Origin of the sequence: Photobacterium sp. TLY01 (genome assembly GCF_021432065.1) — a bacterium.
Lineage (GTDB): Bacteria > Pseudomonadota > Gammaproteobacteria > Enterobacterales > Vibrionaceae > Photobacterium > Photobacterium halotolerans_A.
This window is the reverse complement of the sequence record NZ_CP090364.1, coordinates 2196124-2222015: the sequence shown is the minus strand read 5'-3', so window position 1 is coordinate 2222015 and position 25892 is coordinate 2196124. Positions and strand designations below refer to the sequence as shown.

At 51.7% G+C, this 25892-nt stretch carries 21 protein-coding genes and 1 pseudogene; 15 read left to right on the top strand and 7 right to left on the bottom strand.

The genetic code is table 11. From position 1 onward, the window contains the following. Positions 1-49 precede the first annotated feature (49 nt). Positions 50-952: a hypothetical protein gene (locus tag LN341_RS10565; RefSeq protein ID WP_052729826.1), complete on the bottom strand. Its 903-nt coding sequence runs from the start codon at positions 950-952 to the stop codon at positions 50-52. 433 nt (positions 953-1385) lie between these two features. Then, the gene (locus tag LN341_RS10560; RefSeq protein WP_234203261.1) at positions 1386-2927 is read right to left on the bottom strand and encodes an arylsulfatase; all 1542 of its coding nucleotides are present in this window, start codon (positions 2925-2927) and stop codon (positions 1386-1388) included. A gap of 203 nt (positions 2928-3130) precedes the next feature. On the opposite strand from LN341_RS10560, the pseudogene LN341_RS21885 reads away from it, so the two are divergent. From LN341_RS21885 to LN341_RS10520, 9 genes and pseudogenes are all read left to right on the top strand, one after another. Then, positions 3131-3265 (top strand): annotated as a pseudogene (locus LN341_RS21885) (hypothetical protein); the annotation flags it as partial. An 18-nt stretch (positions 3266-3283) separates the two neighbouring features. After that, on the top strand, positions 3284-5404 hold the full coding sequence (locus tag LN341_RS10555) for a tetratricopeptide repeat protein (RefSeq protein ID WP_234203260.1): 2121 nt from the start codon (positions 3284-3286) through the stop codon (positions 5402-5404). An 88-nt stretch (positions 5405-5492) separates the two neighbouring features. Beyond that, on the top strand, positions 5493-6485 hold the full coding sequence (locus LN341_RS10550; RefSeq protein WP_120511321.1) for a MoxR family ATPase: 993 nt from the start codon (positions 5493-5495) through the stop codon (positions 6483-6485). A 10-nt stretch (positions 6486-6495) separates the two neighbouring features. Next, positions 6496-7428, top strand: a complete 933-nt coding sequence (locus LN341_RS10545) for a DUF58 domain-containing protein (protein ID WP_234203259.1) — start codon at positions 6496-6498, stop codon at positions 7426-7428. Further along, positions 7428-7961 (top strand): DUF4381 domain-containing protein, encoded by a 534-nt coding sequence (locus tag LN341_RS10540; protein ID WP_234203258.1) that lies wholly within the window; start codon positions 7428-7430, stop codon positions 7959-7961. Before LN341_RS10545 ends, LN341_RS10540 begins: the two co-directional genes overlap by 1 nt. After that, positions 7951-8961: a VWA domain-containing protein gene (locus LN341_RS10535; RefSeq protein WP_234203257.1), complete on the top strand. Its 1011-nt coding sequence runs from the start codon at positions 7951-7953 to the stop codon at positions 8959-8961. The genes LN341_RS10540 and LN341_RS10535 overlap by 11 nt, the downstream gene beginning before the upstream one ends. Next, complete coding sequence (locus tag LN341_RS10530; protein ID WP_234203256.1) at positions 8958-10631, top strand: VWA domain-containing protein; 1674 nt, start codon at positions 8958-8960, stop codon at positions 10629-10631. The genes LN341_RS10535 and LN341_RS10530 overlap by 4 nt, the downstream gene beginning before the upstream one ends. A gap of 3 nt (positions 10632-10634) precedes the next feature. Next, positions 10635-11891 (top strand): hypothetical protein, encoded by a 1257-nt coding sequence (locus LN341_RS10525; RefSeq protein ID WP_234203255.1) that lies wholly within the window; start codon positions 10635-10637, stop codon positions 11889-11891. 105 nt (positions 11892-11996) lie between these two features. Continuing rightward, a complete protein-coding gene (locus tag LN341_RS10520; RefSeq protein WP_234203254.1) occupies positions 11997-12983 on the top strand; it encodes an HAD family phosphatase in 987 nt (328 codons plus the stop codon). Between the two features lie 78 nt (positions 12984-13061). Here LN341_RS10520 and LN341_RS10515 read toward each other — a convergent pair whose 3' ends face one another. Next, entirely contained in the window at positions 13062-14363 is a 1302-nt protein-coding gene (locus LN341_RS10515; RefSeq protein ID WP_046218629.1) for a dicarboxylate/amino acid:cation symporter, read from the bottom strand. A 402-nt stretch (positions 14364-14765) separates the two neighbouring features. Then, a complete protein-coding gene (gene metG, locus LN341_RS10510) occupies positions 14766-16805 on the bottom strand; it encodes a methionine--tRNA ligase (RefSeq protein ID WP_234203253.1) in 2040 nt (679 codons plus the stop codon). Between the two features lie 163 nt (positions 16806-16968). Here metG and apbC point away from each other — a divergent pair, with 163 nt between their 5' ends. From apbC to LN341_RS10485, 5 genes are all read left to right on the top strand, one after another. Continuing rightward, on the top strand, positions 16969-18057 hold the full coding sequence (gene apbC / locus LN341_RS10505; RefSeq protein WP_234203252.1) for an iron-sulfur cluster carrier protein ApbC: 1089 nt from the start codon (positions 16969-16971) through the stop codon (positions 18055-18057). A gap of 213 nt (positions 18058-18270) precedes the next feature. Next, positions 18271-18915 carry a uridine kinase gene (gene udk / locus LN341_RS10500; RefSeq protein WP_120511312.1) on the top strand — a complete coding sequence of 215 codons (645 nt, stop codon included), beginning with the start codon at positions 18271-18273 and terminating at the stop codon, positions 18913-18915. Positions 18916-19102: 187 nt separating this feature from the next. Further along, on the top strand, positions 19103-19699 hold the full coding sequence (gene dcd, locus LN341_RS10495; protein ID WP_234203251.1) for a dCTP deaminase: 597 nt from the start codon (positions 19103-19105) through the stop codon (positions 19697-19699). Positions 19700-19866: 167 nt separating this feature from the next. Beyond that, complete coding sequence (locus LN341_RS10490; protein WP_234203250.1) at positions 19867-22089, top strand: AsmA family protein; 2223 nt, start codon at positions 19867-19869, stop codon at positions 22087-22089. A 154-nt stretch (positions 22090-22243) separates the two neighbouring features. Continuing rightward, positions 22244-23290: a metal-dependent hydrolase gene (locus LN341_RS10485; RefSeq protein WP_234203249.1), complete on the top strand. Its 1047-nt coding sequence runs from the start codon at positions 22244-22246 to the stop codon at positions 23288-23290. Position 23291: 1 nt separating this feature from the next. Here LN341_RS10485 and cobO read toward each other — a convergent pair whose 3' ends face one another. Beyond that, entirely contained in the window at positions 23292-23897 is a 606-nt protein-coding gene (cobO, locus tag LN341_RS10480; RefSeq protein ID WP_046218623.1) for a cob(I)yrinic acid a,c-diamide adenosyltransferase, read from the bottom strand. Between the two features lie 184 nt (positions 23898-24081). On the opposite strand from cobO, the gene LN341_RS10475 reads away from it, so the two are divergent. Then, on the top strand, positions 24082-24546 hold the full coding sequence (locus LN341_RS10475) for a glycine zipper 2TM domain-containing protein (protein WP_046219098.1): 465 nt from the start codon (positions 24082-24084) through the stop codon (positions 24544-24546). 126 nt (positions 24547-24672) lie between these two features. Here the strand turns inward: LN341_RS10475 and LN341_RS10470 are convergent, their stop codons facing one another. Then, positions 24673-25230: an NADPH-dependent FMN reductase gene (locus LN341_RS10470; RefSeq protein WP_234203247.1), complete on the bottom strand. Its 558-nt coding sequence runs from the start codon at positions 25228-25230 to the stop codon at positions 24673-24675. 173 nt (positions 25231-25403) lie between these two features. After that, positions 25404-25736, bottom strand: coding sequence for a YnfA family protein (locus tag LN341_RS10465; RefSeq protein ID WP_046218621.1), 333 nt, complete (start codon positions 25734-25736; stop codon positions 25404-25406). Positions 25737-25892 lie beyond the last annotated feature (156 nt).

The following is a 25892-nucleotide window of genomic DNA, read 5'->3' as shown; positions in this document are numbered from 1 at the left end:
GTTGTGACCTGCCGCAGGGAAAGCCAGCCCCCTCGCGGCTGGATTTTTATCAAGCCTGGAGCTTAAGTTGGGTCTGACCGTTAGCTTCAGATTCAGCCTGGTCCAGTAAAGGCTGCAAACTGGCGCTGATATCGAGCGGGAAATCTTCGATTGCCAGCGCATGGGCAATCTCAGTCAACTTGGCATCAAACAAATAGAAAATGTTATCCGACAGGCTGAGTGAGAACTTATACAGTGCCAGCCGGCATGCTTTGCTGGCACTGGCCGATTGCAGCAACGTGGTCAGGTCATTCTCCAGCTGATCTGCCATCAGTGACGGCCCGGGTATTTGGAGCATCAGGTTCATTTGCCCCAGCCGGCGTTGCAGCAAATGCAGATGCCGGCGCAGTAAAACTTCCTGCTTCGTGTGACCCGGGCGAAATACCGCGACTGTTGAGCGGAACTGGGCCAGCGTATCCAGTGCATTCAGTGTGATCGGCCAGAACTGCTGATACTGCTCGAACAGGCTGCTTTTGTCTGCAATCAGCAGGCTGGTGGTTAAGTGGTCATCAATCAGATACATCACATGACGAATGTTTTTGCCATGATTGGCCTGGTTACGTGATATCGAATATTGTGGCCACTCAGTGCTTAATTGCTGCAAATGCTGGGTCAGAATCCGGTACATGGGTTTTTGCTCAAGCCCGGTCTGGCTCAGCAGGGCTTGACTCAGGCTCAGGATGGCATTTTGCTCGGGAAAAACCGGCAGGGTTTCACCATGGTTTTTCATGAGATGATTTTTCATCAGATGGTCATGGGACAAGCGTCTGTGCTGACGCAGCAGCTGAATGAGCTGGCGAAGACCAAGGATCTGATCGAAGTGGGCTTCAGTCTGAGCCTGCTGCTGTTTGTTATAGAAATACCAAGCCGTGAGTGCCAGCACAGTCAGTGTTAAACCGAGAATAATCCACATATCGACTCCCTAAATGCCGGTGAATGGCATGAATACTTTGTTGATCCTCTTTGACGTTTTGATTCTGTTTCTGAGTCAGCTGATTGAAGCCTGGGGGCAGTTTCTTAACGACACTGGCATAACGCAAAAAACGAGCCAGTTTTAATTGGGCTTCATACCAACAGTCATACCTGTATCTCTCTGATAATTATCAGGGATGATAAGTCCAGTGCTTAGGGATAAGTGCACTGATTTGGTGCGATGTAATGATTTTGGTGCAGCCTGGTGCACTCGCAAGGAATGGGAAAAGAAGCCGGTGGAAAGGGGAAGATCGTCTGAAATCAATATGCATCGCGGGCGAAAACAGAAAAGACCAGCGCACTGAGACGCTGGTCTTTTATGGTTCGCTCACGCCACCGGCACAGGCGGTAAGCAGAGTCAGAGTTTGATACGGTTAGTTTCTTGGTACCCGAGCATCCAAGGCTTCAAGCTTTTTCAGTGCATCCTGCGTCATCAGGGTCTGATAACTGATGTTGCTCGCACTGAGGCTGGACCCTTGCTGGAATGGGTATTCCGGAATGGTTTTCAGGAATTCCATGACTTTTTGCTGTACCGGTACAAACAGCCACATAGTGTTTTCCGCATACCACTTCAGATACATACCGGACTCCAGCGCCCCTTTCTGATAGGGATCAGCCCGCAGGTTGATTACCAGAGGCCAGGCCGGTGTTTCGCGAACGGCGGTATTAATACCACCGGAAAGAGTCGCAAAGTGGATTTTCCAGTCTTGCCAGCGAACCGCATTCAGCTCACCGGTTGCGCCAAAGTAGTAAATAGTGTCGCGGGGACCTTTTTCGACCTCACCTTTGAAATAAGGCATAAAGTTATAGCCGTCCGCATGAACTTTGAATTCTTTACCATTGGCGGAATAGCCTTTTTTCAGCTTTTCGACCAAGTCGGGTTCACCGGCTGCAGCCAGGAAGGTCGGCATCCAGTCTTCATGCGAGATGATGTCGTTATAGATGGTGCCTGGTTTAATCACATTGGGCCATTTCACCAGCAGAGGGACGCGCATCCCCCCTTCCCAGGTGGTTCCTTTTTCACCATGGAAAGGTGTGGTACCGCCATCAGGCCAGGAAATCGTCTCGGCACCATTATCCGTTGAGTACACAACAATCGTGTTGTCGGCAATCTTCAGCTCATCGAGTTTGTCCAGCAAGGTACCGACTGACTTGTCGTGTTCAACCATGCCGTCCGGGTACAGACCAATTCCTGTCGTGCCGACAGACTCAGGTTTTAAGTGCGTCCAGACGTGCATACGCGTGGTATTAAACCACATGAAGAAGGGCTTATCACTCTTCACGGCGCGTTCCATGAAATCCAGACCGGCAGCCATAAACTCTTCATCTGCAGTTTCCATCCGCTTACGTGTCAGCGGACCGGTATCTTCGACTTTACCGTCAGCGGTGGACTTCAAGACGCCTCGCGGGCCGTATTTTTTGCGAAACTCAGGATCTTTCGGGTAGTAATAACCCTCGGGCTCTTCTTCCGCATTCAGGTGATACAGGTTACCAAAGAATTCATCAAAACCGTGGTTAGTAGGCAGGTGTTTGTCCTGATCACCCAAGTGGTTCTTACCAAACTGGCCACTGACATATCCCTGCTCATGCAATAAATCAGCAATGGTTGGCGACCAGTCAGGAATACCGTGATCAGAACCCGGCATACCTATGGTTAATAATCCTGTGCGAAACGGGTGCTGCCCCAGAATAAATGACGCCCTGCCAGCGGTACAAGATTGCTGACCATAGGCATCGGTAAACATCGCGCCTTCTTTTGCGATGCGGTCAATATTCGGGGTTTTGTATCCCATAATACCGTGGTTATAAGCACTGATATTATGAACGCCAATATCGTCTCCCCATATCACGAGTATATTCGGTTTTTCTGCTGCACTGACACTGGTTGCACCAAAGGCAACCCCGATAATAGCCATAAGCTTTGTTATTTTTGACTTAAGAGAAATCAAAATAACCTCCTTTGTACGGCAAATGCCACGGGTTAAAAAACTTGGTTTATGTTTACATCGCAGTATGTGTTGCTCTTTTGCTGACGGTGGTTTTCCTAACGGTAACTTATTGTGAATATTAAGTTTAATTGCTATACAGATATTAACCAGTCGAAAGTAAGTATTTTTTTATGAAGCAATGTTTTGTCACAAGCGCACTTTTTTTTCTGAGCATACTAGCTCTCTCTTTTGATGCTGTGTCTCAGAATAATGTAGACACTCAGTGTGTGAAATGTCACGAAAATGAAGTGCAACAATGGAAAAGCTCACATCACTTTCATGCAATGGCTCACGCAAATAGCGCTGATGTTTTGGCTGAATTTGACGGCATAAGGTTTCAAAAAGATGAAACCGTTTTTCAATTACGGCAGAGAGAAAAAGAATATCTGATTGATATTATTGAACCTTCAGGGCAGCGTACCGAATATAAAGTGGCCTACACTTTTGGTTATTATCCGCTGCAGCAATATGCGTTTTCAGTTGGCGGCGGGAAAATTCAGTTTTTACCTTTTGCCTGGGATAGCCGAGAAAAAGCGCAAGGCGGACAGCGCTGGTTCGATCTCCATCCGGATCAGCAAGCCAATGATCCGTTTCACTGGACGCAGATGGGGCAGAACTGGAACCAGATGTGCGCCGACTGCCATACCACCAATTTCGAAAAGCGCTATGATCAACATACGCAAACCTATCAGTCGACCTATAGTGCCGTGAATGTCAGTTGCCAGGCCTGCCATGGTGAGCCTCAGCAGCATCTTGCCTGGGCGGCCGGAAACACGGACATCAGTAACAAAGGTTTTGCGCAGAACATAGGGAAAAAAACACCGCTCTTTTATCAGCAGGCGGACAGAAAAATGCAGCCCGCGGCGCCCTTACAAGCCAGCCAGCAAATTGAAGTCTGTGCTTCCTGTCATGCGAGGCGTACTCAGTTGGCAGACCGAACCGGCCCGATGGATTTTTCACAGCACTTCCAGGGAGCGCTGCTGACCCCTGAGCTTTATCATGTGGATGGACAAGTCTGGGATGAAAACTATGTCTGGGGATCGTTTCTGCAGAGCAAGATGTATCAGGCGGGCGTCACCTGTACCAATTGCCACAACCCCCACTCCGGAGAGCTGGTGTTGCCCGCAAATCAAACCTGTACCCAATGCCATAATGCAGAAACCTATGATAAAACCGAACATCATCAACACGCAACCAACAGCGCAGGCAGTCAGTGTGTGGATTGCCACATGCCTGCCACCACCTATATGCAGATTGACCCGAGACGCGATCACAGCTTTCGGGTTCCCCGGCCGGATCTGTCCGTGAAGACAGCTGCGCCGAATGCCTGTAATGCCTGTCATCAGGATAAGAGCGCAACCTGGGCGAAGCAGCAGGTCGAGCGCTGGTATCCGGCATCCTCGCACCGAAATCTTGATCATTTCTCGCTGGCTTTCCAGGCTGCCGATCAGGGCGTGCCTTCGGCTTCGGAACAGCTGACCCGTATCGCGCAGGACAATCAATTACCGGATATTGTTCGGGCATCGGCCATTGAAAGAATGGAAAACTATCCGGACAGAAACTCGCTGGTAGCCATTGTGCGCGCAATTCGCGATGACGAACCTTTGAAACGTCAGGCAACGATTGCAGCCACCGCGCAGTACCCTCTGGCGGATCGTTTCCGCATTCTGTCACCGTTACTGGCCGATCAGCATATGCCGATCAGAGCCAATGCGGCGCGTGCGCTTGCCCCGATGCTGACCTTGCCTCATGCGGCTCAGCTCAGTGCAGATCAAAAGACGCAGCTTGAGCAGGCGCTGGACAGTTACCGGCAAATACAGCTTTACAATGCGGATCGCGGGTTTGCCCATACCAACCTGGGCAATCTGGCGCTGGCGATGGGGGATTCCCAGGCCGCCGAGCAATATTTTAAAACCGCGATCGATGTCGAGCCGATTTACGCACCGGCCTATGTCAATCTGGCTGAAGTTTACCGTCGTGCCGGCAATGAGCTGCAGGTGCGTGCCGTGCTTGAACAAGCCCTGGCGGTACAGCCGGAGGAAGCCAGCGTACATTATGCGCTGGCGATGAGTTGGGTAAGGAGCGGCAGAAAAGACAAGGCACTGCTTTCGCTGAAACAAGCCGTTGATAATTCGCAAGAAGAAATAAACTACCTCTATACTTACGGTTTACTGTTACAGGATCAAGGGCAGTATCAGGTCGCTTCCACCTATCTTCATCGGGCGCTGGTACAGGCACCTGCCAATCCTGATGTGCACTATACCCTGGTGCAGAATTATCTGATGCACAAAGATTATGATAACGCGCTGTATTACGCGCAGAAGTTGTCACAATTGCTGCCGGGTAACCCACAGATTCAGCAATTGGTGCAGCAGATCGTCATGATGAAACGCGCGCAGCCCTGAGCGGGTCGGACAGCGGTTAGCCCGGTCGCCGTGTGTTGACGCCAGAGCCGGATACAATAAGCAATAACAAGTGACAGGAGTGACTCACGTGAATGCTGCACAACAGGCAATGAATCTGCTGCTGGAAAAAATTGATCAATCCGTGATTGGACAACACCATGTTGCCCGTTCGATTGTTATCGGTTTGATTACTAATGGCCATATCTTGTTGGAAGGCTTACCTGGCACGGCAAAAACCCGTTCAGTGAAAGCGCTTGCCGGAATGATGAACGCCAGATTTGGCCGGGTGCAGTTCACGCCGGATCTCTTGCCGTCTGATGTGACGGGCACAGACATGTACCAGGAGGACGCCGACGGTAAACCTCAGCTGACTTTTCAGCCCGGTCCCATTTTTAACAACATTTTGCTGGCCGATGAAATTAACCGGGCCCCTGCCAAGGTGCAGGCTGCTTTGCTGGAAGCCATGGCAGAAGGCACAGTGACGGTCGGAGACAGCAGTCGCAAGCTTCCTGAACCTTTCATTGTGTTAGCTACTCAAAACCCGATTGAGCAGGAAGGTACTTATCCGCTGCCGGAAGCGCAGGTGGACCGTTTCATGCTCAAAGTCACCGTCGACTATCCGGAAGATGACGCTGAGTTAGATATTGTCCGTCTGGTGCGCGCGGAAGAGAAGTCACAGGGCAAAATGGCTGCGGAGCAAACCTCTGCTGAGGAACGCATCGATCCGCAATTGGTGCTCGATGCCCGGAACCAGCTGGCCGAGATTCATGTGTCTGAAGTGGTGGAGCGCTACATAGTCAATCTGGTGATGGCAACCCGCCACCCGGATCGTTACCCCGACACGAAACTGAGCGAGTGGATCGAAGTCGGTTCCAGTCCGCGAGCCTCTATCGCGCTGGACAAATGTGCACGTGCCTGTGCCTGGCTGGCCGGACGGGATCATGTTGAGCCCGATGATGTGCGGATGATGGCAAAACCGGTGTTGGGGCACAGGCTGAATCTGGGTTACAGCGCCGCGGCTGACGGAGTGACAAAGAACGATGTCATCCAGCTATTACTTGATCATGTGCTGATTGGGTAGGAGTGTGGTTATGGCTGAGCCCTCGCTGGATGCACGCTTGTACTGTCAACCTGCCAGACTGGCGGCGTTGCAGGCGCAGGCCACGCAGTTATCGTCCCCTTCATTGTTGAAAATTCACAGTATTCTGGCCGGGCGGCACAGCTCTAACTTTCGCGGCCGGGGTCTGAACTTTGAAGAGTTGCGTCACTACCGAAAAGGCGACGACATTCGTCAGCTGGACTGGCGGGTAACGTTGCGCACCGGTGAGCCCTATGTGCGGGTGTACACCGAAGAGAAAGATCATCATGTTACTTTATGTGTTGATCAGCGTGCCAGCATGTTTTTTTCTTCTGTCGATACCATGAAATCGGTTGTAGCGGCGGAAATCGCGGCTTTAATTGGCTGGTCTGTGGTGAAAAAGAACGATCGGGTCGGGCTGGCCATTTTCGGCGAAGAGCGGCTGACAGACCCGCGGCCAACCCGAACGCAATCAGAATTTCTGGCTCAGCTTCACCGGCTTTGCGAAGTCAACCAGTCACTGAGTGTGGCTTCGTCTAGGTCTGGACAAAACCAGCTTGATGCCATGCTTACGCGGTTGATGGAGCGAAAAGAGCGTAATGCGCTGGTGGTTATCCTCAGTGATTTCTATCAGTGCAATGCGGCCTGTATTCAAAAATTGCAGCATCTTCAGCGGCGTGGTCATGTGTTGTGTATTGCGATTAACGACCCGCTCGAGCAGTCTTTTGCTTCTGAGCAAGCCTGGGTCGTGTCAGACGGGGATTTGCAGATGAACATTGAACCTGGTCAAAAAAGTCAGGCAGTAGACAGACATCTTACCGCCTTGTATCAGGCAAGGAAGGACACGCTGAGTAAGATCATGGCAATGAAGCATTTGCCATTTATTGAGCTGGACACCTCAGGCAGTCATATTCGCCAATTCCGGCAGGCACTGGAGAATGCATAATGACGCAGCCAGCCCCTCCTTCTTCTTACATTTTGAAAGATTTGATTGAAATTGCCCTGCCGGACGCCGTGAGTTGGTGGCCTCAGACACTTGGCTGGCAGATATTGGGTGTTCTGGTTTTGGTATTTCTGCTGTTGTGGGCTTTTTACCGGTATCGCCTGTATCGTTTTAACCGTTACCGTCGTGAAGCCCTGAAGGCGATTGCAACAATAGAGCAAAGTTGCGGACAGAGTGCTTCCCAGTCCGTCATGAGTGATGTATTTCTGGTACTGAAAGTGGCCGCGGCACATGTTGAGCCTTCACTGGCGTCACACCTTGACCGGCAGTTTCTGCGCTACCTGGACACCAGTGCTTCTCTGGCAGAAGGGTTTGATTCTCCGGCAGGGCAGCGCTGGCTGGATGGCCTGGTGCAACCGGGTTTCACGCTCAGTGACAGCCAGACGCAGCAATTACTGACTCTGGCCAGCCGCTGGGTGAAGCATCACTGTAACCCCAATCAGCCCGGACTGGTCTGGAGGCGAAATGAACATTGAGCTGACGTACCCCTGGGCGTTGTTATTGCTGCCGTTGCCCCTGTTGGTGTACTGGCTGACGCCTGGCTACAAAACGCGCCGCACGGCGATTAAGGTACCGTTTTTTGATGCCTTGGTTGAGGCTTTGGATGAGAAACCGGAGCGGGGCGCCAGTATTCTGCGGCCTGCTTTCTGGCAGCGAGCCTTGCTGACCGTGTCCTGGGGGCTGGTGGTTCTGGCACTGTCCAAGCCCATGCTGCTGGGCAAACCGCAGCAACGTCAGGAATTTGGCCGGGATGTGATGGTGGCGGTTGATTTGTCTGACTCGATGAATACCGAAGATTTCACCTCGGCGGCCGGCGACAAGCTGTCGCGCCTGAATGCAGCGAAGCAAGTGCTCGCCAATTTTGCAGCAAAACGTCAGGGCGACAGATTAGGGCTGATTCTTTTTGGCGATGCTGCTTTCGTGCAGGCCCCCTTTACCGCCGACCATCAGGCCTGGCTGGCATTGCTCGCTGAAGCGCAGACACCCATGGCCGGTTTGAGTACCCACATGGGGGATGCTATTGGTCTGGCGATCAAGGTCTTGCTGGAAGACAACCCGCAGCCAGGAGAATCATCCAAAGAGAAGCTGGCGATCGTGCTAACCGACGGAAATGATACTGACAGCTATGTCGCCCCCGAGGATGCGGCCAAGCTGGCCAAAGCACGCGGGGTGAAAATCCACATGATTGCCATGGGTGACCCGCAGACGGTCGGAGAGACTGCCATTGATATGGAGACCATTAATAGCGTCGCGGAAACGACAGGCGGAAAGGCGTTTCAGGCATTGAACAGCCAGGAGCTGAATCAGGCTTACGACACCATTAATGAACTGGAACCTCAGCTATATCAAAGTACTTACTACCAGCCCAAATATTCACTGCATCCTTATTTGCTGATGGTTGTGAGCTTCTTGTATCTGGTGGCTTTCAGCCTTGCTACCTGGCGGCGCAGCCGGAAAGATCGGGAGGCAGCATGATGGATATGTCAGATTTAACCCTGCTGCTGACCCAGTTCCGTTTCATACGTCCGGAATGGTTATTGCTGCTGTTGCCCTTTGGCTATCTGTTCTACGTTCAGTGGAAGAGTCAGGAAGCAGGCAGCCAGTGGCAGAAAAATCTGCCTGAACACTTGCGAAAAGCCTTAACTGTCGGTGGTTCCGGCTGGCGCAGGCAATTGCCGTTACTGATCCTGCTACTGACTTCAGCACTGGTGATTCTGGTGTGTGCCGGGCCGACCTGGAAAAAGCAGCCATCCCCTTTTCATGAAGACAGAACGCCGCTTATTGTTTTGATGGACACCAGCCAGGCCATGCTGGAAAAGGATGTCGCGCCGGACCGGCTCACCCGGGCTAAACAGAAAGTGGAAGACTTGCTGGCGATTCGGGCCGGGGGGGAGAATGCCTTGATTGCCTATGCTGCGACAGCGCATATTGCGATGCCGCTGACCCGCGATATCGCGGTTTTTAAACCTATGCTCGAAGCCCTGTCGCCGGAAATCATGCCCAAGGAAGGGAAGAATGCCGCATCGGCCATCTCACAGATCCAGCAGCAACTGCAGCGCCGTGATATTCCGGGTATTGTGTTACTGATTACCAACGATGTATCGGCACAGAGTATCAGCCAGTTCCATGACTATTTTTCCCAGCATAAGCATCAGTTGCTGGTATTAGCAGCAGGAGATAACACCCGAACCAGCGATTTGCCGCTCAACATGAATCACCTTAATGCGCTGGTTGATATGAGCAATGCAGATTTACATGCCCTGACGGTGGATAACACAGATGTGGAATGGATTAAGCGCAAAGTTGAAAATCATGCGGCACTGAATGCCAGTACGCATCAGCCTTGGCAGGACATGGGGTATTACTTGTTGTTTCCTGTTGCATTGTTGCTGCTGCTTTGGTTTCGACGAGGCTGGCTGGTTCAGTGGAGCGTGGCTGCACTGGCCATCTTTACTTTGTTGGCAGTACCTGAGTCGGCTTATGCTGAGAGTGTCCATCAGGTGAATCCGGCCAGCGAGAAGTCAGAAGCCCCTGAACCGGATGTTGGCGAGCGGCTCAAGCAGTTTTGGCTGGATCTCTGGCTGACCCCGGATCAGCAGGGGCAGTGGTATTTCCGGCGGGGTGATTATCTTGAGGCGGCTGAACATTTTGCTGATCCGCTATGGAAAGGGGTCGCGTATTATTATGCGTCTCAGTTTAATGCCGCGCATACGGTCTTCATGCAAAGCAGTGAAGAGGTTATGCAGTTCAATGCCGCCAATGCGCTGGCCCATCAGCGCGAGTATGTCGCGGCACGTAAACTGTTGCGCGAACTGGTCAAGACCTATCCGGATAATGCCGCGATGCAGCATAACCTACAGGTGATCGAGGGCATTATCGAAGAAATTAACCAGTTCAGTGAAAGCCAGTCCGGTGGTGAAAATGCCAATGAAGGGTCTGTCGAGTTGGGTGACGAGCCTCAGACGGCAGACGGCGCGGATGAGCAGACCAATACTCAGGTCATGATTCAGGACAAACTGACCGCTGAGCAACTGCTGGGTGATGAAGCGATCGCCAACAAATGGCTGGAGCGGGTAGAGGCGGATCCGAAAATGTTTCTGCGCTCTAAATTTTCGATTCAGTATCAACAAGCTCAGGAGCAATAATCTATGTTGCGCGCTTTCATGTTTGTCCTACTGCCTTTGGTGCTGACGATGGCTACGCCGGGGGGCTTGGCGGCGGAAGAAAGCAGTGAGAACAATCGAGTACTGATTAAAACCTGGTTGACAACGGCCAGTCAGAAAAACGCTCGCCAGGTGGCAGTGAATGAGATGATCACATTGCACATTGATCTGGCAACCTCGACCTGGTTTACCGCCGGTACCCGGATTGGCAAGATCACCGATCCCGGACTCATGACCTCGCAACGCAGTCTGAAAGCGGTGAACTATACCGAGCAGCAGCAAGGAACCACCTGGTCACATCAAAGCTGGGAGATTCCGGTTTTTGTCACTCAATCGAGCCAGTATGTCATACAGCCGATTCCTGTGACCGTCGAGGTTTCGGTCTCTCCCGGACAGAGCCAGACGGCAACCTTAATGACGCCCGAACTTCGTTTTTCGGCATCATTGCCCTCACCGGCGCTGACGGGTCAGCGCCCCTGGTTTGCGGCATCGGAGGCTTCACTTGAGCAGACCTGGCAGCAGAGTGCAGACGCACTGCGTGTCGGAGACAGTCTCACGCGACGGATCACACTCAAGGCTGAGAGTACGCTGGCCGCCTTGCTGCCGAACCCGTCTCAGCCCATGTTTGATGATGCCTATCAGACTTATGTTTCCCCCAGTGATCTGCAAGACAGCACTAATCGCGGTCTGTATTCAGCCAGCAGAACCGAGCAGGAAACCTACGTGATCCAGAGCGGCGGCGAGATACATTTTCCTGCGATTGAGGTGCAATGGTGGGACAGCCAGAATCAGCAGCTCAATACCCTGACCCTGGAGGGTAAAACCTTTACCGTGAGACATACGTTGCAGTCGTGGCTGAAGTTTTACGCGCCCTGGCTGATTGCTGTGCTGGTGTTGTTTGCTCTGGCTTTGCTCGCCTTTCAGCTTGCCAAACGTTATTTTGCCAGCCGCACGTTGCCATCGCGTTATCTGCTCTGGCGGGCTGCCCGGGCTCAGGACTGGCCGCAATGCCGTCAGTTGATCTATCAAAGGCTCTATGAAAAGACGCAATTGAGCACGCTGGCTGATTTTTCAAAGGATGAGAAGTGGCTTGCTGACAGCCAGAGACTGATGTCAGATCAGATTGACAGCCGGCTTGTACGCTCGGTGTGGCGGCAAATCACGCACAGAGCAAAAGCGCAGAGCCAATATCAGGTTCTGCAGCCGTTACGCCAGCTGGCGCGCAGGTATCCGCCGCCGTAAGGCGCTGTCTGAATATCCGGGCACATGAACTAAGCTTACAACGTCATATTCATGAGAACTTTTATATCTGGTAAAACTAACCTACCGACTGCGAAGGGGACTTGTATGATTCGAGCAACAAGGTTTTTGCTTTTGCTATGGCTGAATGCCGTCATTGTGCCTGTTGTATTTGCGGCCGCCGATCCGCTTCCGTCCTGGAATGACACGGCGACCAAGCAACAGGTGATGCAGTTTGTCCAGCAGACCACTGAGGAAAACTCCCCCCAATTTGTACCCGTCGAGGAGCGGATTGCTGTTTTTGATAATGATGGCACCTTGTGGGCAGAACAACCGGCGTACTTTCAGCTGTTTTACGCAATTGACAGAGTGAAAGATGAGGCAGACAAACACCCTGAGTGGAAAACGGAAGAGCCCTTTGCCTCCCTTCTGAAGGGAGACATGGAAGGAGTAAAAAAATCAGGGATGGAAGGCGTGATGAAACTGGTGATGGCAACTCATGCCAATATGACGACCGATCAGTTTTCGCAGTCGGTTGATCAATGGATGAAAACGGCCAAACATCCGGCGACAGAAAAGCTGTTCACGCAAATGGTTTATCAGCCCATGATTGAGTTGCTCGGGTATCTTAGAAGCAATGGCTATAAAACTTATATTGTGTCTGGTGGCGGTGTGGAATTCATGCGGGCCTGGGCACCTCAGGTCTATGGAATTCCTCCCGAGCAAATCATTGGCTCCAGTATCAAGACGGAATATAAGTATATTGATGGTAAACCTGTCATTTCACGCCTGCCTGAAATAGATTTTGTCGATGACAAAGAAGGCAAACCCGTAAATATTCAGAAAATCATTGGCCGGCGGCCTGTGATAGCTGTCGGTAACTCAGATGGTGACCTGGCCATGCTGCAATGGACCAAAGCCGGAGAGGGAGCGCGAATGTCTGTGCTGGTACATCACACAGATGCCGAGCGGGAATGGGCTTACGATAAAGAGTCATCGGTAGGCCGGCTGGACAAAGCATTACCCGTGGCTGAAAAAGAGCAGTGGATCGTGGTCGATATGAAGCAAGACTGGAACCGGGTATTTCCTCAATAAATATCGGGTATCAAAAGGCTTCATAACAAAACGCCAGTCTCGGAAGACTGGCGTTTTTTCATGCATTAATTTTGCTGATTAAGCTTTGTGCAAATGCACTTCTTCGTCTTCTTCACCCGCTTTAGGATCGTTAAAGCGGCTGATGTCCATTTCGTTTTCTGACTTACCCACAATACAGGTGACCACGCTGTCGCCTGTAATGTTAACGGCAGTGCGAATCATATCCAGCAGGCGGTCAACACCCATGATAATCGCAATACCTTCTACCGGCAGACCGACCTGATTCAAGACCATCGCCAGCATGATCAGCCCGACGCCAGGCACACCGGCGGTACCGATTGAGGCCAGTGTCGCTGTCATGATCACGGCCATGTAATCGCCCATGGTCAGGTCGATATTGAAAGCCTGCGCAATAAAGGCCGTGGCCACACCCTGCATGATGGCGGTGCCATCCATGTTGATGGTCGCGCCCAATGGGACAGTGAACGAAGCGACTTTATTGCTGACACCCAGACGCTTGGTCGCCGTTTCCATGGTCACCGGGATGGTGGCATTTGAAGAAGCGGTGGAGAAGGCGAACATGATCGCATCTTCCATTTTCTTGAAGAAAACGAATGGGCTCAGTCCCGAGAACATTTTCAGCATCAGGCCGTAAGTGAACACGGCGTGCAGGATCAGGGTGCAGCTCAGCACCAGGAAGTAACCCATCAGGTTATAGATCGCATCCAGACCCAGGCCGGTGAACAGTTTTGCCATCAGGAAGAACACGCCGTATGGCGCGATGTGCATCAGCAAGGCGACCAGCTTCATGATCACTTCGTTCAGATCGGCAAAGACACTGGCAATACGTTCACCTGCTTTACCCGCCGCACTGATGGCAATACCGAACAGTATGGCAAAGACAATGATTTGCAGTGTATTGCCCTGCGCCATGGAATTGATCGGGTTGGTCGGGAACATGCCAATGATCACTTCACCCAGTGAAGGGGCTTCTTTGGCCGCAAATGAGGTCGCGGCCGCCAGATCTGCACCTTCACCAGGTTTAAACAGCGTACCCATGGTGAGGGCAAGCGTAATAGCCACAGCTGTCGTGGTGAGATAGAAAGCCAGCGTTTTACCGCCAAGACGGCCAAGGGTGCTGATATCGCTCAGGGTGCTGGTACCACACACCAGTGAGACAAAAACGAGTGGCACAACCAGCATCTTCAGGCTGGCAATGAAGATTGAGCCGCCTACTTCGAACAGGCCGTTAACTATGTAGTCTTGAACAAATGCCGTGTCAGCGAAAAGCGAGCGGATGATAAATCCAGTCAAAATACCCAGTACCATACCGAGGATGACTCGGGCGGTCAGGGACAGTTTTTTGTTTTGGGTTTTCATGAAAGAACACTCCTTATTATATGTGGCTCTGTTACTGATCCTCAGAGCGCGGAGCAGATTACCAGTTCCGGTTACAAACCCGCGATGTAAAATCAATGTCATGATTTAAAGCTTGTATGAGATCACACTTTATTGAGTGAATTGTTAGAGAAAGCTTAGATTCATTAACAAATCAGAAACCGTTTGATTGGTTTATATACTGATATAGCAAGCATTTTTTGGTTCGATCGTCTGCTCTTTGCGATTTTGATGAAATCAATCCCTGAGCGCCGGGTGATGTGGCTGGATGAGAAGAGGATGATTGTGAGTGAGTGCGGCCGGTTGAGCCTGGAGCACAAGGCCGAATGAGGATAAAAAAAGGGAGCCGCAGCTCCCTTTTTCGATGGTTTCTGTAATTCCGCTTTACATGACACGCATGCCTGGCTGGGCACCGTCATGGGGTTCCAGCAGCCACAGATCTTTGCCACCAGGGCCGGCCGCCAGGATCATGCCTTCCGACATCCCGAACTTCATTTTACGCGGTTTGAGGTTGGCGACGACGACCGTCAGCTTGCCGACCAGATCTTCCGGGTTATAGGCAGATTTAATGCCAGAGAAAACCTGACGGGTTTCACCGCCGATATCGAGCTGGAATTTCAGCAGCTTGTCTGCTTTTGGCACAGACTCACAGCTGATGATCTTGGCAATACGCAGATCCACTTTTGCAAAGTCATCAAACTCGATTTCATCGGCGATGGGCTCCTCAACCAGAGGACCAGCGGCAGGTTTGGCAACCGCGGCTTTTTCGGCGGCGGCATCTTCTTTCGACGCCTCAACCATCGCTTCAATGTGTTTGCTGTCGATTCGGTTGAACAGGGCTTTGAATTTGGCAATCTCATGGCCGGTTAGTGGCTGTGCGATGCCATCCCAGGTCAGGGTTTCATTGAGGAAGCCTTCAACGCGCTCTGCCAGTTTTGGCATCACAGGTTTGAGGTAAGTCATCAGCACACGGAACAGGTTAATACCGACAGAGCAGATTGACTGCAGCTCGGCATCTTTGCCTTCTTCCTTTGCCACCACCCAGGGTGCTTTCTCATCGACGTACTGGTTGGCTTTGTCAGCCAGAGCGGTAATCTCGCGGATGGCACGACCAAATTCACGGTTTTCATATAACTCGGCAATACGATCAGACGCTGCGACAAATTCCCGGTACAGCGCAGGTTCTGCGAAGGTATCGGCCAGTTTGCCGTCGAAACGTTTAGTGATGAAGCCTGCGTTACGGGAAGCCAGGTTGACAATCTTGTTCACAACATCGCTGTTGACGCGTTGTGAGAAGTCTTCCAGGTTCAGGTCCAGATCATCAATACGGTTGTTCAGTTTGGCGGCATAATAGTAGCGCAGGCACTCAGGATCCAAATGCTCCAGATAGGTGCTGGCTTTGACAAATGTCCCCTTAGACTTGGACATTTTGGCGCCGTTGACCGTGACATAGCCGTGAACAAAGACATTGCTCGGTTTACGCAGACCCGCACCATCCAGCATGGCTGGCCAGAACAGGCTGTGGAAATACACGATGTCTTTCCCGATGAAGTGGTAAAGCTCTGTGGAACTGTTTTTGTTCCAGAACTCATCAAAGTTCAGATCACCACGCTTGTCACACAGGTTTTTAAATGACCCCATGTAACCGATAGGCGCGTCCAGCCAGACATAAAAATACTTGCCGGTTTCGCCTGGAATTTCAAAGCCGAAGTAAGGTGCATCACGGGAAATATCCCATTGTTGCAGTCCGCCATCGAACCATTCCTGCATTTTATTGGACGTTTCTTCCTGCAGCGCACCGGATTTGGTCCACTCTTTTAACATGCTTTCAAACTGAGGCAGGTCGAAGAAGAAATGCACTGAGTCTTTCATGACAGGCGTGGCGCCGGAGACTGCCGATTTCGGGTTGATCAGGTCAGTCGGGCTGTAGGTTTCACCACAGTTGTCACAATTATCACCGTACTGATCGTCCGCTTTACATTTCGGGCAGGTGCCTTTAACGAAACGGTCCGGCAGAAACATTTCTTTTTCTGGGTCGAACAGCTGAGAAATGGTGCGGCTGGTAATAAAGCCGTTTTTCTTGAGTTCGTTATAGATGAAAGCAGACAGCTCGCGGTTCTCTTCAGAGTGCGTGCTGTGGTAGTTATCAAAGCTGATATCGAAGCCAGCAAAATCCGCCTGGTGCTCTTTGCTCACTTCGGCAATCATTTGCTCAGGCTCCATCCCCATCTGTTGGGCCTTCAGCATAATTGGCGTACCGTGCGCGTCGTCTGCACAGATGAAATGAACTTCGTTGCCGCGAAGGCGCTGATAGCGCACCCAGATATCCGCCTGGATATGCTCAAGCATGTGGCCAAGGTGGATAGAACCGTTAGCGTACGGTAGGGCGCAGGTCACCAGAATTTTTCTTGGGTTTGCAGCCATATTTCTCTATTCGCTCATGATGGGTAAAAAAGATAATAAGCTTTGAATAGTACCCCAAGGCAGGCCTGATTCATAGCCGTAATCACTGACAATTAGAGCGGTTTCAGACGCAAAGTGGTAGGATAAAAACAGCGTATTACAATGAACAAAACAGGTCTTTCTCATGGTGAATAATCCCGACAGTCCTTTTGCCGATAAATCGGCATTGTGTGACTGGTTAAATCAGTTTGCACATCCCTGGCTGGTACATGAGTGGGCGGATACTCCCGGTCTCGTCCACTGGCAAGGTGATCAGGCGGTGAAGATCACGCTGCCTTTTGCCGCTTTATCGGTCGCAGAGGCATTGACCGGCTGGATTGCTGATCAGCAGGCACAGAAAGTTGCCGCTAACCTCAATATCAGTGTCAAAGTGCGTGTCGCGCCGCTGGCAGTGAATGATAAGCCGCTCTTGAAAGGCGTTAAAAACCTGCTGGTCGTCAGTTCGGCCAAAGGTGGTGTAGGCAAGTCAACCACAGCCGTGAATCTGGCGCTGGGATTACAGGCGCTGGGCGCCAGAGTCGGGCTGCTGGATGCGGATATCTATGGGCCATCTGTCCCTATGATGCTCGGCGCGGCTGAGGAAAAGCCCTCATCACCGGACGGAAAAATGATGTCTCCTGTCGTGGCTCATGGCCTGTATACCAATTCTGTTGGCTATCTGGTGCCGGCCGATAATGCCACTGTGTGGCGAGGTCCGATGGCATCGAAAGCCCTGTCGCAGATCATGAATGAAACGCTGTGGCCGGAGCTGGATTATCTGGTGGTCGATATGCCGCCGGGCACCGGAGATATTCAGCTGACCATGGCGCAGCAGATGCCGGTCACCGGGGCTGTGGTGATTACAACCCCGCAGGATCTGGCGTTGGCTGATGCCATTAAGGGGATCAACATGTTCAGTAAAGTGCAGGTCCCTGTGCTTGGTGTGGTGGAAAACATGAGCTACCACATATGCAGTGCCTGCGGCCATCATGAGGCGATTTTTGGGACCGGAGGGGCGGAGAGAATGGCACGGGACTACGCAATTCCTTTGCTGGCTCAAGTGCCACTGCATATGCAGATTCGTCAGGATATTGACGAGGGTGTCCCGACAGTCGCTTCCTCACCGGGTAGCGAGCAGGCTCTGGCTTATATAGAACTGGCCGGCCGCGTAGCCAGTCGACTCTATTGGCATGGGCAACCTGTCGCAGAACAGATCAGTATTAAAACCCTATAATTGCAGTGAATGTAACGGTTGAAACCTTGTTTGCCGTTGCATTTGCATCATGTTTTGAGCGCAAGATCGCATTTGCTCTGGTATCCAAGGCGTCAACTCCTTATAATCGTGCGGTTTAATTTTTACCTGCAGTATAGTGCTGTGCCGCTGAGTGGGGCCGGTTACTGAATTTGGGTAATAACCCGCTAGATATTCTTACAGGTGCTTTCTGATATGTCTGAACATTCACACCAATGCGTAATTATCGGGATTGCAGGCGCGTCTGCTTCCGGTAAAAGTTTGATTGCCAGAACGGTTTACAACGAACTTAGAGAAAAAGTTGGCGATCAACAGATCGGTGTTATTACGGAAGATTGTTACTATAACGATCAAAGTCACCTGAGTATGGATGAACGGGTTAAGACGAACTACGACCATCCCAATGCCCTTGACCACGACTTGCTTTGTGATCATCTCGAAACCCTGATTCGCGGTGAGGCCGTCGAAGTGCCGCAGTACAGCTATAGCGAGCACACCCGCATGACAGAAACCACCACGCTTACCCCAAAGAAGGTGATCATTCTGGAAGGCATCCTGCTGCTGACAGACCCTCGTTTACGTGACCTGATGCATGCCACCGTTTTTATGGACACCCCTCTGGATATCTGCCTGCTTCGCCGATTGCAGCGTGATGTGGCAGAGCGCGGCCGGACAATGTCATCGGTACTGCAGCAATACCAGAAAACTGTTCGTCCTATGTTTATGCAGTTCATTGAACCGTCTAAACAATATGCCGATATTATTGTGCCGCGAGGCGGCAAGAACCGTATTGCTATCGATGTACTAAAAGCGCATATTGCCCGCTTACTTAAAGCGTAAAGGTATGGCAAAGGCTGGCTCAGGTCAGCCTTTTTTGTCACTTGAATTCTGTGTTGTAATAAAAAGGCGTGACCTCATGTCACGCAAGCGGCTGCAAAGATAGACCTGCTGCGAGCAGGTCGTTATAGTGGCGGCAAACATTTCTGATAGTCTTTTTGATTTTTTTGCCCTGGAGATAACCCGCAACATGAGACTTTGTGACAAGGACATCAAGGCCTATCTTGATGAAGGTAAGATCAGTATTGAGCCGCGCCCGTCAAATGATGTGATTAGCGGTCTGACAATCGATGTCACCTTAGGTAATAATTTCCGTATTTTTACTGACCACGGTGCGCCGTATATCGATCTCTCCGGCAAAAAAGAAGATGTTGCGGCACAGCTCGAAAAAGTCATGAGTGATGAGATTGAAGTCGCTGACGGCGATGCCTTTTTCCTGCATCCGGGACAACTGGCGCTGGCGGTGACTCACGAATCTGTTACTTTGCCGGATAATATTGTCGGCTGGCTGGACGGCCGTTCTTCACTGGCCCGCCTGGGTTTGATGGTCCATGTGACTGCGCACCGGATTGATCCGGGCTGGTCGGGCAGAATTGTGCTGGAATTTTATAACAGCGGCCGGTTGCCGCTGGCACTGCGTCCGCATATGCCGATCGGTGCGCTGAGCTTTGAGGTGCTGTCAGGTTCTGCTGAGAAGCCTTATAACAAGCGCGCCAATGCGAAATATCACAATCAGCAGGGTGCAGTTGCCAGCCGAATCAATGAAGATGAGAAAAAACATCGCTGATTTTTGTCAGAAACGCATCAAATTGTAGTCAGAATGATATGGTCACCTTAACGGTGGCCTTATTTTTTGCTTTAATAAATCAGGTATTTTGACATTTTTTGTTGGCATTTTTTAGTGTGTCACAGGTCAATAAGTCTTACTTACACGGCACACACTTCGAGGACAGAATGAAAAAAATTCTCTATGTATTGCTGGCGATCGTGCTGGTTGTAGTGGTGGCGATTGGCGTTCTGGTGACGCTGATCGACCCGAACCAATTTAAGCCTTTGATTGCGGAACAGGTAAAGAAGGCCACGGGCCGTGATTTGGTCATTGAAGGTGATATCGGCTGGCGTTTTTTCCCCAGCGTGGGTTTTGCGATTGGCCGGACCGAGTTTCGTAACCCGGCTGGGTTTGATGAAGCGAACCTGGTTCAGTTCAATGAAGCAGGTGTGTCTGTGTCTGTACTGCCACTTTTGTCGAACCGGCTGGAAATTGGTCAGGTCACGCTCAAAGATGCCCGTGTGTTTATTCAAACGCGTAAAGATGGCGTCAGTAACCTGGATGGCATAGGCGGCGAGACACAAGTCTCAGACAGAGCAGCGTCAGAGTCGCGGGAAACTCAGGCGGAGCCGACAGCCTCTGGTGAGGGCGAAGTGGTGGCCGAAGGCGAAACGGCAACTGGTGAGAAGTGGGTGATCAGTCTGGCAGGCATTGCGCTCGAAAACGCCAGTGTCAGCATGCGGGACGATCAAGCCGGCACAGTCACTGCGCTGGACTCGCTGAACATGCATCTGAGCCAGTTTGCACCGGGTGAATGGGCGGATTTGAATTTTGACCTGGCAGGCCAAAACGGTGCGATGCGCTTTTCAGCCCAGGGTAAAACCAGCCTGCAGTTGGCGGAAACTCTGGATAACGCGGCGCTGAAAAACACTGAGCTTTCCGCCAGTATGACAGAAGCCGGCACCCAACTGGAGCATGTCACCCTGAAACTGGATGCCTTCAATCTGGGTGAGTGGAGCAACGTGACCCTGTCAGCGAAAGGGCAGATCCCGGATCTGGCCTTCAACGCTGACGGTAAAACCCGGCTGATGGTCAGTCAGGATAAGACAAAAGTTTCGCTGCAGGCGCTGGATCTGACCTCAGATCTCGAAGGTGCCGCGCTGCCCCGGCCGACGATGAAAGTGGCCGTGTCTGGCGATGCTGAATACGATCTCAAAGCCGCACTGGCGTCCCTGAGCGGATTGACGGTGAAGGCGGATGAGCTGGCATTGAACGGTGATGTCTCGTTCAAACAGGCTGATATTCCGGTGATCCGTTTTGCGCTCAGCAGTGAGGAAATCAATGTCGACAACTGGACCGGTGGCGATGCAGTCGCTTCAGCCAGTGAGGAGGCCAAGCCGTCAGAGACCGCAAACACGGCATCTGCACCGGCTGGCAGTACGTCGGCCAGCGAACAGGAACCGGATCTGTCGGTCTTGAAACAGTTCGATGTCGACGGCACTGTGACCGTGAATCGTTTTGTGGCAGCGAACGCCAAGCTGAACAATGTTGATCTGGCGATAGCGATTAAAAATGGCGTGTTTTCTCTCAATAAGTTCGCAGCTCAGCTGTACGATGGGACAATAACCGCCACAGCCAGACTGGATGCGAACGGCTCACTGCCGGTTTACCAGATCAGCAAAAGCATCCAGGGCGTACAGGTTCAGCCTTTGCTGGTGGATGTCGCCGAGAATGATATCCTGGCGGGTACGGGAAACATCGATGTTGAAGTGGCCGGCAAGGGGCTGGCCGAGTCACGACTCAAGAAGAATCTGGACGGAACCATTGCCATCAACTTTGCTGATGGTGCAGTCAACGGGATCAATATTCCCAAGATGATCCGTGAAGCCAAAGCCAAACTGAAAGGCCAGTCAGATACGATAAAAGACGAGTCGAAAAAGACGGACTTCTCTGCGTTGACGGCGACCTTTATGCTGAAAGACGGCAAAGCCGCGACCAACAATATGCATCTGGCGTCGCCATTGCTGCGGGTTGACGGCAAAGGAAATACGGATCTGATTGCGCAGTCTCTGGCGTTTCAGATTGACACCTCTGTCGTGGCCACCAGTAAAGGACAGGGTGGTAAATCGGTAGACGAAGTCGCAGATATCACAGTGCCGCTTGATATTACCGGCACCTGGCAGGCGCCGGATTATGCCATCAACTTCAAAGAGCTGGTGAAGCGGAACAGCGAGCTGGATAAGCGGGCGAAAGAGCTGGAAGCAAAAGCCAAAAAAGAAGCAGAGAGGCTGGAAGAGAAGGCCAATAAGGAAGTGCAGCGTGGGCTGGATAAGCTGCTGGGCGACAAAGCGGACGACGATAAAGTCAAAGAAGCCACGGATAAGTTGCTGAAAGGGCTGTTTAACTAACGCGCCGCCTGTGAACAAACCAATGAGATCAGGGCCAGCCGGGTAAACCGCTGGCCCTTTTTATGTTTGCCGCTATTTTGTTACTGATAATGTCGTTGGGCTATCTCTGACTGAGCGGTTTGGTACAATTTGCAAAAAATCATGGAGAGTGACCTTGGATTCAGTGACACAGGCGGCGTTGGGCGCTGCAGTTGCCGGCATGATAGCGGGCCGAAACGCTTCACCCAAAGTGCTGGTGGCCGGTGCCATGCTGGGTACGGTGCCGGATCTTGATGTGTTCATCGATTATGGCGATCCCGTCTCAGATATGGTGAAGCACCGCGGGTTCAGCCACTCTCTTTTTGTGCTGTTTCCGTTTTCTCTGTTGCTGGCGTGGTGCTGGCACCGATGGCGGCCAGCCACTGCATTCAGTTTCCTGCACTTATGGGGCCTGGTGGCGGCCTGTTTAATCACCCATCCCATACTGGATGCTTTCACGGCTTATGGCACGCAGCTCTTGTGGCCGTTACCTGTCAGTGTGGCGGCTTCAAGCATCTTCATCATCGATCCGCTGTATACTCTGCCCCTGCTCGTGACACTACTGGCTGCACTGCTGTGGCGTGATCGTATTGCCAGCCTGTGCAAAGCCGGGGTGATCCTGTCCAGCCTGTATCTGGTCTGGTCGGTCGTGGCAATGAACCTCATTGAGCAGAGAGTGGAAAATCAGGTGGCCGGAACAGCGCTGGAAGGCAAACCGGTTTTTGTCTCGCCAACGCCTTTTAATACTGTGTTATGGCGAATTGTGGTGCTCGGCGAAGACCGTTATTGGGAAGGGCTGTCATCACTGCTGGATGAGTCAGACACGGTGGACTTTCTCGAGAAAGACCGCGGCCACTGGCCACTGAACGACAAACCTTCAACATTACAGGCGCTTGAACGGTTTACCCGTCAATTCATCCGTTATGAAGAGAACGGCAGCCAGATCATCGCGACGGACTTGCGTCTGGGCATGGTGGATTATCTGCCGTTTCGGTTTGTGATTGCCAGCCGGGAACATCATGCTGACTGGCAATTTCCACTGCCGGTGCAATTGAACAGCCCGGAAGTACGGATCAAACATTTACCTTCGTTGTGGCTGCGCCTGCTGGGCAATCAGGAGATTGATGCAGACCTCTGCCATGTCTCTGAGGTCTGCCATGATTCGGCGCCGCCGTCTTCCTGAGTTACCAGTCTACGCCTTTGCGGGCTTTAATACCGCTCTCAAAGGCGTGCTTGACATTGCGAACTTCTGAAACCGTATCGGCCATGTCAGTCAGACGACGGTGAGCTGCGCGACCTGTCACCACCACAGATTGCTCCGGCGGGCGATGTGCAATCGTGTCCAGCACTTCATCAATATCCAGATAGCCGTAGGTCAGCATGTAGGTCAGCTCGTCGAGTAAAACCACATCATAGCTGGCGTCGGTCAGCATTTTTTTACATTCAGCCCAGGTGGCCTGAGCGGCCTGGGTATCGGCTTCTTTGTCTTGCGTGTCCCACGTAAAACCTGTGCCCATGACGGCAAAAGTCACGCCGTGCTGTTCGAGCAGGTTCCTTTCGCCATTGTCCCAGGTACCTTTGATAAACTGACCAACCCCGCATGTCTGACCATGACCGACCGCGCGGGCAATGGTGCCAAAACCAGAGGTGGATTTCCCTTTTCCGTTACCGGTAATGACCAGCAGGATGCCTTTTTCTGTTTGTGCGGCAGCCACGCGGGCATCAACTTCATCTTTGACTTTTTGCTGCCGGGTTTTGTATCGGTCCTGTTTATTGTGTTCGTCTGCCATAACTGCCTCTTGATGTTGGCCTTCCTGCGGAAATGAAAGGAGATGATTGTGTTCGAGCAGCGCAGAAGACGCAAGTAGGAGTCGTGTTTTAATGATCTTCCGGTGCTCTCATTCCTTAGGCATGAGCAAAAAAACAGGATTGCTATACTTCTAGCGTGACCCCTTGGCAGGTAAAGAAGGTGACATTGTGAAATACGTCCTTTTTGTCTTTTTCATTGTGGTACTGGCAGTGAGTGGCTGTGCAAGAAACCCATACGGTGATACCTATGGCCGCTCTCAGGCTCAGCAAATCCAGCAAGTGAAATACGGCACGATTATTCAGATTGATCCTGTGACCTTAGAGGGTGAGCAGAATGTGGTTGGCACCATCGCAGGTGCTGCTGTTGGTGGGATCCTGGGCTCGAAAATCGGTGGCGGCAGCGGTTCTGATATCGCAGCTATCGGTGGCGGTTTACTGGGCGGCTATGCCGGGAGTAAAGCGTCACAGAATTTGTCGGAAAGTAACGGGGTGAACCTGACCATTAAGCTTGACGATACCGGAGAGACTATTGCCATTGTCCAGGCTGCTGACCCGAACATGGTGTTTCGGGTCGGGCAGAAAGTCCGGATTAATGTCACCGGCCGAACCGCGAGGGTCGTGCCTCAGTAGTCCATTCTTTAATGCTGAGGTGTCGCTGATAGATGACACCTGTAGTGCTGTCTGCACGGGTACAATTGAACAGGCCACAATCTTGCGGCCTGTCTGATGTGTCGGATGACAGGGACTGGCCGGTGTTTATGCCTTAGCGACCAGCTCAGTCATTCTTTGCAATTCCGTCAGCAAACCTGTGAGTCCTTTTTTCATCGCGTCATTGGCTTCCAGCACGCCTTGGTCATTAATGTACTGATTGTAAAAGGCAATCGGTACGGAAGCCGACAGGGTGAGCGTGCCGACGCCAGATAGCAACAACCGTAAGGCCTGGGTTGAACGCAGCCCGCCGGACACCCCCCCATAACTGACAATCCCGGCTGGTTTTCCAGCCCATTCTTTGGCCAGAAATTGAATGGCGTTGACCAGTGCGGCAGGGGGGAAGTAGTCGTATTCCGGAGTCACAAAGAGGATGGCATCTGCCGCGTCAACGGTTTGGCTCCACTGCTTGGTATGCGCTTGGGTGTATTTTTGCTGGGCAGGGTGATCAGGCTCGTCGAGTAAAGGCAGGTTCACTGTTTTCAGATCAGCAAATGCCACGTCGAACTGTTCTGCACTTTCTGCTTCTTGTACGACCCACTCAGCAACCGGCAAACCACCACGGTTGGGCCGGGTACTGCCGTAGATGATTAATAGTTTTTTCATGCTTTTTCCTTGAATACTGATACAGGCGTGTGACGTCAATGTTCAAGTGTAGTGGTGATTTGCTGTAAATGACGAAGGGCAAAGTACTTTCTATGTTGTTGCAGTAAAACTTGAGGAAAGACGGGCAGTCAGGACTGACCGTTTCCCATCAGAGCCTGACTGAATGAAAACAACTACGTATGCCTTGGGGCAAACATGATGATACACATGCCCGCAATGGCGACAGATGCACCCAGCAAATCCCAAAACGTCGGGCGGATGCCGTCAACCAGCCAGAGCCAGAATATGGCCGCGAAGATGTAAACGCCCCCATAAGCGGCATAGACCCGGCCTGAGGCTGTCGGGTGCAGAGAAAGCAGCCAGGCGAATATCGCCAGACAAATCGCGGCAGGAAAAAGCAGCCAGATGGATTTGCCTTCTCTCAGCCACAGATAGGGAAGGTAGCAGCCAAGTATTTCGGCTAGCGCTGTGAATAAAAACAGCATCAGGGTTTTCAGTTCTGTCATGAGATGTATTTTCGCTGTCTGGGGGTTTTCTGTGGCTATTTAACCATAACCGTTTCAGTTTGTGAGGATTTACTGTGGCAGGGGATACTTTTCATCCGTCTTCGCACAGGTTGCGCTTGATCCCGTACAGCCTGGTTAAAAAGGCATTTTTATTGA

Coding starts and splice junctions, on each gene's coding strand:
- LN341_RS10565 (WP_052729826.1), bottom strand. CDS start 952: ATGTGGATTATTCTCGGTTTAACACTGACTGTGCTGGCACTCACGGCT.
- LN341_RS10560 (WP_234203261.1), bottom strand. CDS start 2,927: ATGGCTATTATCGGGGTTGCCTTTGGTGCAACCAGTGTCAGTGCAGCA.
- LN341_RS10555 (WP_234203260.1), top strand. CDS start 3,284: ATGGCTCACGCAAATAGCGCTGATGTTTTGGCTGAATTTGACGGCATA.
- LN341_RS10545 (WP_234203259.1), top strand. CDS start 6,496: ATGGCTGAGCCCTCGCTGGATGCACGCTTGTACTGTCAACCTGCCAGA.
- LN341_RS10540 (WP_234203258.1), top strand. CDS start 7,428: ATGACGCAGCCAGCCCCTCCTTCTTCTTACATTTTGAAAGATTTGATT.
- LN341_RS10535 (WP_234203257.1), top strand. CDS start 7,951: ATGAACATTGAGCTGACGTACCCCTGGGCGTTGTTATTGCTGCCGTTG.
- LN341_RS10530 (WP_234203256.1), top strand. CDS start 8,958: ATGATGGATATGTCAGATTTAACCCTGCTGCTGACCCAGTTCCGTTTC.
- LN341_RS10525 (WP_234203255.1), top strand. CDS start 10,635: ATGTTGCGCGCTTTCATGTTTGTCCTACTGCCTTTGGTGCTGACGATG.
- LN341_RS10520 (WP_234203254.1), top strand. CDS start 11,997: ATGATTCGAGCAACAAGGTTTTTGCTTTTGCTATGGCTGAATGCCGTC.
- LN341_RS10515 (WP_046218629.1), bottom strand. CDS start 14,363: ATGAAAACCCAAAACAAAAAACTGTCCCTGACCGCCCGAGTCATCCTC.
- metG (WP_234203253.1), bottom strand. CDS start 16,805: ATGGCTGCAAACCCAAGAAAAATTCTGGTGACCTGCGCCCTACCGTAC.
- apbC (WP_234203252.1), top strand. CDS start 16,969: ATGGTGAATAATCCCGACAGTCCTTTTGCCGATAAATCGGCATTGTGT.
- udk (WP_120511312.1), top strand. CDS start 18,271: ATGTCTGAACATTCACACCAATGCGTAATTATCGGGATTGCAGGCGCG.
- dcd (WP_234203251.1), top strand. CDS start 19,103: ATGAGACTTTGTGACAAGGACATCAAGGCCTATCTTGATGAAGGTAAG.
- LN341_RS10490 (WP_234203250.1), top strand. CDS start 19,867: ATGAAAAAAATTCTCTATGTATTGCTGGCGATCGTGCTGGTTGTAGTG.
- cobO (WP_046218623.1), bottom strand. CDS start 23,897: ATGGCAGACGAACACAATAAACAGGACCGATACAAAACCCGGCAGCAA.
- LN341_RS10470 (WP_234203247.1), bottom strand. CDS start 25,230: ATGAAAAAACTATTAATCATCTACGGCAGTACCCGGCCCAACCGTGGT.
- LN341_RS10465 (WP_046218621.1), bottom strand. CDS start 25,736: ATGACAGAACTGAAAACCCTGATGCTGTTTTTATTCACAGCGCTAGCC.